This is a genomic window from Xylophilus sp. (assembly GCA_009914555.1).
In the GTDB taxonomy this organism is placed as follows: domain Bacteria; phylum Pseudomonadota; class Gammaproteobacteria; order Burkholderiales; family Burkholderiaceae_C; genus WNDY01.
In genome coordinates, this window is the sequence record WNDY01000017.1 from 1 (window position 1) to 12,225 (window position 12,225).

Consider the following 12,225-nt stretch of genomic DNA (forward strand, 5'->3'; position numbering starts at 1 on the left):
GACCTGTATTCGCGTAAGGTTGTGGGCTGGTCGATGTCTGAGCGCATGACGGCTACGCTGGTTTGCGACGCGCTGCGCATGGCGCTGTTTGCTCGCAATCGGCCTCGGGGAGTGATCGTGCATACTGGCCGTGGTAGCCAATACTGCTCGCGCGAGCACCGCGCCCTGTTGGAGCAATACGCTTTGATCGCCAGCATGAGTGCCAGAGGCAACTGCTACGACAACGCAGCAATGGAGAGTTGGAACCACAGTCTGAAGGTCGAGGCCATCCATGGTGAACACCTCGCCACACGGGAGCAGGCCAAGGCTCATGTGTTTGACTACATTGAGGTTGACTACAATCGGATCCGGCTGCACTCGACCCTGGGCTACCTCAGCCCAGAGCAGTACGAGCTGGCCAATGTCGCTTAGATAGGTGTCCGTAAATCAGGGGCAAGATCACAGTTCCTGTCGTACCTGGTGCCGGCGAAGCCCGGCACCGGCGCCGCCGGCCGGGGCGTGGTGCGCGGCACGCCCTCGGGCGCGCCGGGCTGAAACCCGCTTTCTCCGCCATATGACAGAACGGTTGCTGTCACATGGGCTGTCATGAAAGTGACATCGACCCGACAGATACTTGCGGGCCTGTCATTCACCAGAACAAGATGCCCAGCTGGTCCGATGCTCCGCAGTCCCCGATGGCCGCCTCCAGGGAGGCAGCGACTGCGGCGCCGGCCGACGTGCCAGCGACGGCGCCCGTGCTGCCGGCCCTCGTGACGGAGGCCGTCGTGGAAGAGGCGCCGGCCCTGCGCCTGCTGGACCGCGACCACAGCATCCTGGCCTTCAACGAGCGCGTGTTCGACTGGGCGGTGCGCGATGACGTGCCGCTGCTCGAACGCCTGCGCTACCTGTGCATCGTCTCGTCCAACCTCGACGAGTTCTTCGAAGTCCGCTTCGCGCCGCACCTGACGGCCGCGCTGGCGCAGGACGACAAGGGGGCCTACACCGCGGCCTCGTTCGAGGCGCTGTCGGCCAAGGCCCACGGCATCGTCGCCCGCCAGTACGCGCTCTACAACGACACGCTGATGCCGGCCTTCGCGGCGCAGGGCATCCGCATCATCTCGCACCACGAGCGCGACGCGGCCCAGCGACGCTGGGTGCGCGACTATTTCGAGCGCGAGGTCCGGCCGCTGCTGCTGCCGGTCGGGCTCGACCCGGCGCACCCGTTTCCGCAGGTGGCCAACAAGACGCTGAACTTCATCGTGCGCCTGGTCGGCGCCGACGCCTTCGGCCGCGACAACGAGATCGCCATCGTGCGGGTGCCGCGGGTGCTGCCGCGCCTGATCCGCCTGCCCGACAGCGTGGTGCCGGCCGGCGTGCGCGGCTTCGTCAGCCTCTCCAGCGTGATGCGGGCGCACCTGGAGGATCTGTTCCCGGGCCGCGACGTGGTGGAGTTCTCGCAGTTCCGCGTGACCCGCCACTCCGACCTGGCCGTGGACGAGGAGGACGTGCGCAACCTGCGCACCGCCCTGCGCCAGGGCCTGCGCCAGCGCAACTTCGGCCAGGCGGTGCGGCTGGAGGTCTCCTCCTGGTGCTCCGACCTGCTGCGCGGCTACCTGCAGCACCACTTCGCGCTGCCCGAGGCCGCGGTCTACCGGGTGCAGGGACCGGTCAACCTGGTGCGGCTGGTCCAGCTGGTGGACCTGGTGAACGACCCGGCGCTGCTGTTCGCCCCGTGGACGCCGGCCTGGCCGCGCCGCATGCGCGACGGCATCCCCATCCTCGACCAGCTGCGCGAGCGCGACGTGCTGATCCATCAGCCCTACGAGAGCTTCGACGGCGTGCTCGCCTTCCTGCGCGAGGCGGTGGCCGACCCGCAGGTCCTGGCCATCAAGCAGACCATCTACCGCACCGGCTCCGACCCCGAGCTCATCAACCTCCTGCGCGAGGCGGTGCACCGCGGCAAGGAGGTGATGGCCGTGGTCGAACTCAAGGCCCGCTTCGATGAAGAGGCCAACATCAACTGGGCCGAAGCGCTGGAGAAGGCCGGCGCCCAGGTGGTCTACGGCGTCGTCGGCTTGAAGACCCATGCCAAGATGCTGCTGGTGACCCGCCGCGAGGGCGACCGCCTGCGCCGCTATGGCCACCTGTCCACCGGCAACTACAACCCGCGCACCGCGCGGCTCTACACCGACATCAGCTACCTCACCGCCGACGCCGACACCACGGCCGAGATGGACACGGTGTTCAGCCACCTGGCCAGCCAGAACAAGCTGCCGCGCCTCAAGCGCCTGTGGGTCGCGCCGTTCCATCTGCACAGGCGGCTGCTGGAGCGCGTCGAGGCGATCGGCGCGGCGGCGGCGCAGGGCGTGCCCGGGCGCATCGTGCTCAAGATGAACGCGCTGACCGACGAGCCGCTGGCCCGCGCGCTGGTGGCCGCCGGCCGGCGCGGCGCGCGCATCGACCTGATCGTGCGCGGCGCCTGCATCCTGCCGGCCCAGGTGCCGGGCGCGACCGAGAACGTCCGCGTGCGCTCGCTGATCGGCCGCTTCCTCGAACATTCGCGCGTCTTCTACTTCGGCAGCGGCGACGAGGAGGAGCTCTATCTCTCCAGCGCCGACTGGATGAACCGCAACATGCTGCGCCGCGTCGAACTCGCCTGGCCGGTCAGCGACCCGGTGCTGCGCCAGCGCATCATCGACGAATGCCTGGTCGCGAGCCTGTACGACGACCGCGACGCCTGGGAGCTGCGGGCCGACGGCACCTACGTGCATGCCGGCAATCCGCGCACCGGCACCGGCGCGCAGGATGCGCTGATGGCGCGCTACAGCCGGCCGGCCAGCGGCAAGAAGAGCGGCAAGGATGGAGTGCAATGGACCTGATCCTCTGGCGCCATGCCGAAGCCGAAGAACTCCAGGACGGCCAGGAGGACCTGGAGCGCGCGCTGACGCCGCGCGGGGAGAAGCAGGCCGCCCGCATGGCCGCCTGGCTCGACCGCCAGCTGCCCGAGGGGGCGCGCGTGCTGGCCAGCCCGGCCCGGCGCACCGAGCAGACCGTGGCCGCGCTGGGGCGCAAGTTCAAGCTGCGGGCCGAACTGGCGCCGGACGGCAACGTGTCCGACCTGCTGGAACTGGTGCAGTGGCCCAGGCCGCGCGGCACGGTGCTGGTCGTCGGCCACCAGCCGCTGCTGGGCCAGGCGATCGCGCAGCTGCTGGGCATCGCCGGTGGTGAATGCCCGGTGCGCAAGGGCGGTGTCTGGTGGCTGCGCCAGCGCCAGCGCCAGCGGCTGGAGCAGACGCAGACGGTCGTCGTGGCGGTGCAGTCGCCGGAATTCTTGTAGCCCGATCCGTCGCTGACCCTGCGGGATTCCATGGTCAGCTATGCGGCCGATCCGTGGCGGCTCTCCCTCGACGTCGGCGATCTCGCCGGCCAGTTCTGGCTCCTGCAGGGCCTTGGACGGTTCGATCGTGGTACGTCTACGCCGCCTGCGTCAGCGCCTCGATCTCGCCCGACAGTTCGAGCCAGCGTTCCTCCAGCCGCTCGACCTCGTCGCCCACGGCCTTGAGGCGGCGGCCGGCGTCGGCGATCTCGTCCGGCGGCAGCGGCTGGGCGAGGCGGCGTTCGATCTCGGCGCGTTCGGTGCCCAGCACGGCCAGGCGCCTGTCGATGGTCTCGACCTCGCGCTGCAGCGGGCGGGTCCTGGCCGCCAGCTGCTGGCGGACCTGGGCGTCGAGTTTGCGCTGTCCGCGGCTGTCGGTCGCCGCCGGGGCCGCCGGCGCCTGGGGCGGTTGCGGCACGGCAGCGGCTGCCGCGGAGCGGGCGGCTTCGCGCAGGCGCTTCGACTCTTCGAGCAGGTAGCGCTGGTAGTCGTCGAGGTCGCCGTCGAACGGTTGGACCTTGCCGCGGCCGACCATCCAGAATTCGTCGCAGACGGTGCGCAGCAGCGCCCGGTCGTGGCTGACCAGCATGAGCGCGCCCTCGAATCCGTTGAGCGCCATGGCCAGGGCCTCGCGCGTGGCCAGGTCCAGGTGGTTCGTGGGTTCGTCGAGCACCAGCAGGTTGGGCCGCTGCCAGACCATCATTGCGAGCACGAGGCGTGCCTTCTCGCCGCCGCTCATGGTGCCCACCGGCTGCTTGACCATGTCGCCGCTGAAGTTGAAGCTGCCGAGGAAGCTGCGCAGGTCTTGCTCGCGCGTGGATTCCCGGGCGTCGGCGCCGAGTTCGCGCGCCAGCCGCACCATGTGCTCCAGCGGGTTGTCGCCTTCGTGCAGCACGTCGAGCTCCTGCTGTGCGAAGTAGCCGATCGCCAGGCCCTTGCCCTCGGTGATGGTGCCCGAGACGAGCTGCAGGTCGTGCGCGATCGTCTTCACGAAGGTGGACTTGCCATGGCCGTTGGCGCCGAGGATGCCGATGCGCTGGCCGGCCAGCACCGAGCGGCCCACGCCGCGCAGGATGACGGTCGGCGCGCCGCCTTCATGCTCCGGCGGGTAGCCGAAGCTGGCGTCGGTCACCGACAGCATCGGGTTGGGAATGTGGCCCGGGTCCTTGAACGAGAAGCTGAATTCGGCCTCGGCCAGCAGCGGCGCGACCTTCTCCATGCGCTCGATCGCCTTGACCCGGCTCTGCGCCTGCCGGGCCTTGGTGGCCTGGGCCTTGAAGCGGTCGATGAACTTCTGCAGGTGGGCGATCTTGTCCTGCTGCCGGGCGTAGGCCGCCTGCTGCTGCTCCATCTGCAGCGCGCGCATCTCCTCGAACCTGCTGTAGTTGCCGCCATAGCGCGTGAGCTTGGCCTGCTCGATGTGCAGGGTGACGCCGGTCACCGCGTCGAGGAATTCGCGGTCGTGGCTGATGACGACGATGGTGCCGGGGTACTTCTGCAGCCAGGCTTCGAGCCAGACCAGGGCATCGAGGTCCAGGTGGTTCGTGGGTTCGTCGAGCAGCAGCAGGTCGCTGGGGCACATCAGCGCGCGCGCCAATTGCAGGCGCATGCGCCAGCCGCCGGAGAAGCTGTCGACCGGCCGCTCCAGCTCGGCGACCTGGAAGCCCAGGCCCAGGATCAGCGCCTGGGCGCGCGGCACCGCATCGTGCGCGCCGGCGTCGGCCAGGTCGGCATGGGCCTGGGCGATCTCCATGCCGTCGTCGGCCGCCTCGGCCGCGGCCAGCCGGGCGTTGATCTCGACCAGCCGGGTGTCGCCCGCGAGCACGAAGGCGGTGGCCGACTCGCTGGTCTCGGGCATGTTCTGCGCGACCTGGGCCATGCGCCACTGGCGCGGGATCGAGAACTCGCCGCCGTCCTCGTGCAGCAGGCCGGTCAGCAGCGCGAACAGGGTGGACTTGCCGGCACCGTTGCGGCCCACGAGGCCGACCTTCTCGCCGGGGTTGATGGTGGCCGAGGCGCCGTCGAGCAGCACCTTCGCGCCGCGGCGCAGGACGACGTCGCGCAGCGTGATCATCGCGGCTGCGCCGCCGCCGTGCGGGCGAAGGCCTGGGCGAAGTCGGCGATCAGGTCGGCCTCGGCCTCGATGCCGACGGACACGCGCACCAGCCCGTCCGGGATGTCCATGGACTGGCGGTTCTCCGGCCCCATCTCGAAGAAGATGGTGTGGGCTGCGGGCAGTGCCAGCGTGCGGTTGTCGCCCAGGTGGCTGGACTTGATGACGATGCGCAGCGCGTCGAGCAGCGCGAACGGATCGACGCCGGCCTGCAGCTCGAAGCTCAGCAGGCTGCCGTAGTGGCGGCCGCCGAACAGCGCCGCGGCGCGCTCGTGCTGCGGGTGGCTTTCCAGTCCGGGGTACTGCACGCGGCGCACGCCGGGCCGGGCTTCGAGCCAGCGCGCGAGCGCCAGCGCATTGCCGCTGGCGCGCTCCACGCGCAGGTCCAGTGTCTCGGCCCCGATGGCGATGCGGTGGGCCTGGTCGGCGCTGAGCGTGCCGCCGGTGTCGCGCAGGCCCTTCTTCTTGATCTGCAGCAGGCCCCAGCCCCGTGCCGGGCCGCCCTGGTAGCTGGAGAGGATGTTGGGATAGCCCGTCCAGTCGTAGAGGCCGGTGTCGCTCACGCTGCCGCCCAGCGCGTTGCCGTGGCCGCTGATGGACTTGGACAGCGAATGCACGACCAGCCCGGCGCCCACGTCGCGGCCGCGCAGCAGCGCCGGCGTGGTCATGGTGTTGTCGAGCACGAAGAGGATCCCGCGTTCGGCGCAGAGCCTGCCGATGCCAGCCAGGTCGGCCACCTGGGTGCCGGGGTTGGCGATGGTCTCGGCGAAGACGAAGCGGGTCTGCGGCTGCAGCGCCTCGGTCACGGCGGCCGCGTCGGTGGCATCGACCAGGCTGACCGTCACGCCGAGCTGCGTGAGCGTCTGCAGCCAGCTCGCGGTGTTGCCGAACAGGTAGCGGCTCGCGACGATGTGATCGCCCTGGCGCAGCAGCGCTACGCTGAGCGCGCTGATGGCGGCCATGCCGGTGGCGAAGGTCACCGTGCCGACGGCGTCTTCCATGAGGTTGAGCTTGGCTTCGAGCGCGGCGGTGGTCGGGTTGCCCTGGCGGCCGTAGACGAAGCCGCTCTGGCTGCCCTGGAACACGTCGGCCAGTTCGCGCGCGGTGGCGTAGCCGAACGCGGCGGCGTTGTGCGAAGGCTTGTGGATGGCGCCGTGCTCCACGCTGCCGCGCCGGTCGGCGTGCAGGATGCGGGTGCTGAGCTGTTCGGTGGTCATGGCAACTCCGATCGGTCGGAAAAAGGGAAGGGGCCGCGCGGCCCCCGGGGGTCGGTGGGGCGCAAGCGGCTCAGCGCAACTGCAGCTCGTCGCCGGCGAATTCCACGTTCAGCGGCTCGATCACGACGCGCTTCGGGCCGGCTTCGACCCGCCCGGCGACCCAGGCCTCGACGCCCTGGGCGCGGGCGATCTCGACGGTGCGCCCGGCGTCGCTGGCCGCGACGTAGAGCGCGAAGCCGGCGCCCATGTTGAGCGTGCCGTAGGCCTCGCGGTCGTCGAGCCGGCATTCGCGCTGGATGAAGTCGAGGACGGCGGTCTTCGGCGGCACCGCGGCGATGCGGTAGGTCAGCGCCTTGGTGTGGCGCATGAGCTTGCGCCAGCCGTGGCCGGTCACGTTGGCGCTGTAGTGCGGAACGATGCCTTCGGCGGCCAGCGCCTCGGTCACCGGCGAGTAGAGCGCGGTGGGCGCGAGCAGCGCCTCGCCATAGGTCTGGCCGTTGCCGATGTCCGTGAGGTAGCCCTGCGGCATGCGCTCGGCCAGCTTGCGCGCCAGCGACAGGCCGTTGGCATGGATGCCGCTGGCCGCGAGGAAGACGATGGCGTCGCCGACGTCGAGCCGATCGCCGAGCGACAGGCGCGATTTCGGGCTCACGATGCCGGTGCAGGACGCGGCCAGGTCCACGCGGCCGTCGGCCACGATGCCGGCCAGCGCCGGCGTCTCGCCGCCGCCCCAGGAGACGCGGCAGACGTCGCAGGCCGCCTTCCAGCCCTCGACGAGGGCCTGCGAACGCTGCGCGTCGTTGAACCAGTCGGAGCCGCCGGCGGCCCAGTAGGCCTGCACCACGAGCGGCGTGGCGCCGACGGTGATCAGGTCGTTGACCGCCATGGCGATCGTGTCCTGGGCGATGGCTCCGTAGTAGCTGCGGCCGGTGAGCCGGGCCATCTCGTCGGCCACGAGCGTCTTGGTGCCCAGGCATTCGACGATCGACGCCAGGTAGAGCGGGCCCACGTCGACCACGTAGGCCGATTCGCCGCGCGAGCCCGGCACCTCGGCGAAGCCATGGCCGCCGAGGTGCGCGCCGGTGGCGGCCGCGGCGCGCTGGGCGGCGATCTTCAGCGGGTCGATCAGGTCGTAGTCGACGCCGGCCTGGTCGTAGGTCAGCGGGGCGTTCGGCGCGGGCGTGGGGGAACTCATGGCGGCAGAGGCGGGCGGGAGGGGAAACCCGTGATTATCCCCGAGCGGTCAAGCGGCCTGGCGGCGGTGCGGCGCCGGCCGGCGAAAAGGAGCCCGGGGCCATGGCGAAACAGGTTATGTCCATATACTCCCCGGGGTCATCCTATCTGCCGCGCGAAGGACGCCCGCCAGAGAGGCATCCTGCGAGGGGTATCTACGGCGCCGCGGCCGCGAGCTGGAGCGCCTCGCGCGTGGCCAGCAGCACCTGGTCGTCGCCCGAACTCGTGTCGAGCCAGAACACCGGCAGCGCCGGGAAGGCGGCCTCGAAGTGTGCGCGCTCGTTGCCGATCTCCAGCACCAGCACCGCGTGCTCGCGCATGCGTGACGGCGCGTCGCGCAGCAGCCGGCGGACGAAGTCCATGCCGTCCTCGCCGCCGGCCAGCGCCAGCGCGGGCTCGGCACGGTACTCGGCCGGCAGCGCGGCCATGCTCCGCGCGTTGACGTAGGGCGGGTTGCAGAGGATCAGGTCGTACGGGCCGGGCAGCGCCGCCAGGCCGTCGCTGCGGTGCAGCCGCACGCGGTCCTGCAGGCCGTGGCGGTCCACGTTGATGCGGGCCACGGCCAGGGCGTCGCCGGAGATGTCGGCGCCGTCCACCTCCACCTCGGGCCAGGCCATCGCGGCCAGCACCGCGAGGCTGCCGTTGCCGGTGCACAGGTCCAGCACGCGGCGCGTGTGTTCGCCGAGCCACGGGTCGATCGTGCCGTCGGCCAGCAGTTCGGCGATGAAGCTGCGCGGCACGATGGCGCGCTCGTCCACGTAGAAGGGCACGCCCTGCAGCCAGGCCTCCTGCGTGAGGTAGGCGGCGGGCCTGCGGGTGGCGATGCGCTCTTCGATCAGCGCGGCCACGCGGGCTGCGTCCTCGGCCGTGACGGCGCGGCCGGCCGCGCCGTCGAGGTCGTCGAGGGGCAGGCCCAGGCGCCAGAGCACCAGCCAGGCCGCCTCGTCGAACGCGGTGGCCGTGCCGTGGCCGAAGGCCACGCCGGCGGCGTCGAGGCGGGCGGCGGCGGCCTCGACGAGCTGGAACACCGTCGTCACACGCCCGCCCTGGCGGCGGCGTCGAGGTTCTCGAGCGTGCGGCGGTAGACGTTCTTCAGCGGCTCGATGTCGGCCACGGCGATGTGCTCGTCGATCTTGTGAATGGTCGCGTTCGGCGGACCGAACTCGACGACCTGCGGGCAGATCTGCGCGATGAAGCGGCCGTCGCTGGTGCCGCCGCTGGTCGACAGCTCCGGCACCAGGCCGGTCTCGGCCGTGATGGCCGCGCCGATGGCATCGACCAGGTCGCCCGGCGTGGTGAGGAAGGGCAGGCCGCCGAGCGTCCAGGCGAGGTCGTAATCGAGGCCATGGCGGTCGAGCACCGCATGCACCCGGGCTTTCAGGCCGCCGGCGGTCGATTCGGTGCAGAAGCGGAAGTTGAAGTCCACCACGGCCGTGCCCGGGATCACGTTGGTCGCGCCGGTGCCCGCATGGAAGTTGCTGACCTGCCAGCTCGTCGGCGGGAAGAAGGCGTTGCCGCGGTCCCATTCGGTGGCCGCGAGTTCGGCCAGCGCCGGCAGGGCCTGGTGGATCGGGTTGCGGGCCAGCTGGGGGTACGCAATGTGGCCCTGGACGCCCTTGACGGTGAGCTTGCCGCTCAGCGTGCCGCGGCGGCCGTTCTTGATCATGTCGCCGGTGCGGTCGACCGAGGTCGGCTCGCCGACGATGCACCAGTCAAGCTTCTCGCCGCGCTCGGCCAGCGCGCGGCAGACCACGACCGTGCCGTCGGTGGCCGGCCCTTCCTCGTCGCTGGTCAGCAGCAGGGCGATGGAGAGGGCCGGGTCGGGCCGCTCGGCGATGAATTCCTCGGTGGCGACGACGAAGGCGGCCAGCGAGGTCTTCATGTCGCTCGCGCCGCGGCCGTAAAGCCGGCCTTCGCGGTGCGTGGGCGTGAACGGGTCGCTCGTCCACTGGTCCAGCGGGCCAGTCGGCACCACGTCGGTGTGGCCGGCGAAGACCAGCGTGCGCGATGCGGCGCCGGCGCTGCCGGGGCGGCGCGCCCAGAGGTTGGTGACCTGCTGGCCGGCCGGGCCGCTGGCGATGGTTTCGCAGGCGAAGCCGAGCGGCGCCAGGCGCGCGGAGAGCAGGGCGATGCAGCCGGCGTCGTCGGGCGTGACCGACGGGCGGGCGATGAGTTGTTCGGCGAGCTGGAGGGTGCGCGACATCGGTGGGGGGTCAGGGATGCTTCACGTCGAGGACGATCTCGGTGAACGAGGGTTCATCGTCGTCGGGTTCGGCGGCGGCGCGGGCGCGTTCCTCGGCCGCCTTGGCGGCCATGCCGAAGTCGTTCTGCAGCCGCCAGATGAGGTTGGTGGGCGAATCGGCGTGGGCCAGGCCTTCCTGGCGTTCGACCACGCCCTCGGTGATGAGCCGGGCGATGTCTTCCTCAAAGGTCCGCGAGCCCTCGGCCATGGATTTCTCCAGCGCGTCCTGCACGCCGGGGAAGTCGCCCCGGGCGATCATGTCGGACACCAGCTTGGTGTTGAGCAGCACCTCCACGGCCGGCATCCGCGCGCCCCGGCAGGAGCGCAGCAGGCGCTGCGACACGACGGCCTTGAGGGCCGAGGCCAGGTCGCCCAGCAGCGTGGGGCGCACCTCGGCCGGGTAGAAGCTCAGCACGCGGTTGAGCGCGTGGTAGGCGTTGTTGGCATGCAGCGTGGCCAGGCACAGGTGGCCCGACTGTGCGTAGGCGATGGCCGCGGACATGGTCTCGCGGTCGCGGATCTCGCCGATCAGGATCACGTCGGGCGCCTGCCGCAGGGCATTGCGCAGCGCCACCTGCAGCGAGGCGGTATCGGTGCCGACCTCGCGCTGGTTGATGATGGATTTGCGGTTCTTGAACAGAAACTCGATCGGGTCCTCGATCGTGAGGATGTGGCCCGAGGCGCGCTGGTTGCGGCTTTCGATCATGGCAGCGAGCGTGGTGCTCTTGCCCGAGCCGGTGGCCCCGACCATCAGCACCAGGCCGCGCTTTTCCATGATCAGGTCCGACAGGACGGGCGGCAGGTGCAGCGAATCCAGCGGCGGGATGTCCAGCATGATGAAGCGGATCACCACCGCCAGGCTGCCGCGCTGGCGCATGCCGCTCACGCGGAAGCGGCCGACGCCGGGCATGGCCAGGCCGATGTTGAGTTCGCCGGTTTCTTCGAGCTCCTCGATCTGCGCCGGGGTCAGCACCTCGGCCAGCAGGTTGCGCGGCGTATCGGGCGGCAGCACCTGCCCGTTGATCGGCACGCTTACGCCATTGATCTTGATGAGCGCTGGCGCATGGGCCGACAGGTAGACGTCGGATGCGCGCTTTTCCTGCATCAGGCGCAGGATCTTTTCCATCGTGCCCATGGCCGTGCCCTTGCGCGCGGCAGCGGGGCGGTCGTGCGTCCCTGGCCGCATTGCGTTGTCAGTCGCGGAGAAGGTCGTTCAGGCTGGTGGTGGAGCGGGTCTTTGCGTCCACCTTCTTGACGATGATGGCGGCGTAGGTGCTGTACGGCGTGCCGTCGGCCGCCTTCTTCGGCAGGTTGCCGCTGATGACCACGCTGCCCGAGGGCACGCGGCCGTAGTGGAATTCGCCGGTCTCGCGGTTCCAGATCGGCGTGCTCTGGCCGATGTACACGCCCATGCCCAGCACCGAGTTCTCCTCGACGATCACGCCTTCGACGACTTCGGAGCGTGCGCCGATGAAGCAGTTGTCCTCGATGACGGTCGGGTTGGCCTGCAGCGGCTCCAGCACGCCGCCCAGGCCCACGCCGCCCGACAGGTGCACGTTCTTGCCGACCTGCGCGCAGGAGCCGACGGTGGCCCAGGTGTCGACCATGGTGCCTTCGTCCACGTAGGCGCCGATGTTCACGTAGCTGGGCATCAGGATCGCGCCCCGGGCGATGAAGCTGCCGCGGCGGGCCACGGCCGGCGGCACCACGCGCACGCCGCTGGCCTTGAGTTCTTCGGGCGTGAGGTCGTTGAACTTGGTCGGCACCTTGTCGTAGAAGGCCAGGTCGCCCGAGCGGATGACGGCGTTGTCCGTCAGACGGAAGGACAGCAGCACCGCCTTCTTGATCCACTGGTGCACCGTCCACCGGCCCACGCCTTCGCGCGTGGCCACGCGCAGGCGGCCGGCATCGAGTTCGGCGAGCGCGTGCTCGACGGCATCGGCCACTTCGCGCGGGGCGGAGGCGGCGGAGATGTTGGCGCGATCCTCCCACGCGTTGTCGAGCAGGGTCTGGAGTTGCTGGGTCATGGTCTTGTTCTCTGGATGGAAAGGGGAGGAAGCGGGCG

10 protein-coding genes are annotated in these 12,225 nt (G+C 70.5%); 3 read left to right on the plus strand and 7 right to left on the minus strand.

The genetic code is table 11. The annotated features are described in order from the left end of the window. The 3 genes from GAK38_RS09895 to GAK38_RS09905 all read left to right on the plus strand — a co-directional run. Positions 1-411: IS3 family transposase (locus GAK38_RS09895; RefSeq protein WP_325343662.1), on the plus strand; the 411-nt coding region annotated here is incomplete at its 5' end. 263 nt (positions 412-674) lie between these two features. Further along, on the plus strand, positions 675-2,858 hold the full coding sequence (ppk1, locus tag GAK38_RS09900; protein ID WP_325343663.1) for a polyphosphate kinase 1: 2,184 nt from the start codon (positions 675-677) through the stop codon (positions 2,856-2,858). Continuing rightward, positions 2,849-3,316 carry a SixA phosphatase family protein gene (locus GAK38_RS09905; RefSeq protein ID WP_325343665.1) on the plus strand — a complete coding sequence of 156 codons (468 nt, stop codon included), beginning with the start codon at positions 2,849-2,851 and terminating at the stop codon, positions 3,314-3,316. Before ppk1 ends, GAK38_RS09905 begins: the two co-directional genes overlap by 10 nt. A gap of 136 nt (positions 3,317-3,452) precedes the next feature. On the opposite strand, the gene GAK38_RS09910 is transcribed toward GAK38_RS09905, so the two are convergent. The 7 genes from GAK38_RS09910 to dapD all read right to left on the minus strand — a co-directional run bounded on the left by GAK38_RS09910 (position 3,453) and on the right by dapD (position 12,187). Beyond that, positions 3,453-5,429 (minus strand): ABC-F family ATP-binding cassette domain-containing protein, encoded by a 1,977-nt coding sequence (locus GAK38_RS09910; protein ID WP_325343666.1) that lies wholly within the window; start codon positions 5,427-5,429, stop codon positions 3,453-3,455. Continuing rightward, positions 5,426-6,685 carry a cystathionine gamma-synthase family protein gene (locus GAK38_RS09915; RefSeq protein WP_325343668.1) on the minus strand — a complete coding sequence of 420 codons (1,260 nt, stop codon included), beginning with the start codon at positions 6,683-6,685 and terminating at the stop codon, positions 5,426-5,428. Before GAK38_RS09915 ends, GAK38_RS09910 begins: the two co-directional genes overlap by 4 nt. Positions 6,686-6,755: 70 nt before the next feature. Beyond that, positions 6,756-7,880 (minus strand): AIR synthase related protein, encoded by a 1,125-nt coding sequence (locus GAK38_RS09920; RefSeq protein ID WP_325343669.1) that lies wholly within the window; start codon positions 7,878-7,880, stop codon positions 6,756-6,758. Positions 7,881-8,073: 193 nt separating this feature from the next. Beyond that, the gene (gene prmB, locus GAK38_RS09925; protein WP_325343670.1) at positions 8,074-8,955 is read right to left on the minus strand and encodes a 50S ribosomal protein L3 N(5)-glutamine methyltransferase; all 882 of its coding nucleotides are present in this window, start codon (positions 8,953-8,955) and stop codon (positions 8,074-8,076) included. Further along, the gene (dapE, locus tag GAK38_RS09930) at positions 8,952-10,121 is read right to left on the minus strand and encodes a succinyl-diaminopimelate desuccinylase (RefSeq protein ID WP_325343671.1); all 1,170 of its coding nucleotides are present in this window, start codon (positions 10,119-10,121) and stop codon (positions 8,952-8,954) included. Before dapE ends, prmB begins: the two co-directional genes overlap by 4 nt. A gap of 10 nt (positions 10,122-10,131) precedes the next feature. Next, positions 10,132-11,295: a PilT/PilU family type 4a pilus ATPase gene (locus GAK38_RS09935; RefSeq protein WP_325343756.1), complete on the minus strand. Its 1,164-nt coding sequence runs from the start codon at positions 11,293-11,295 to the stop codon at positions 10,132-10,134. A gap of 58 nt (positions 11,296-11,353) precedes the next feature. After that, positions 11,354-12,187, minus strand: a complete 834-nt coding sequence (gene dapD / locus GAK38_RS09940) for a 2,3,4,5-tetrahydropyridine-2,6-dicarboxylate N-succinyltransferase (protein WP_325343673.1) — start codon at positions 12,185-12,187, stop codon at positions 11,354-11,356. Positions 12,188-12,225: the final 38 nt, after the last annotated feature.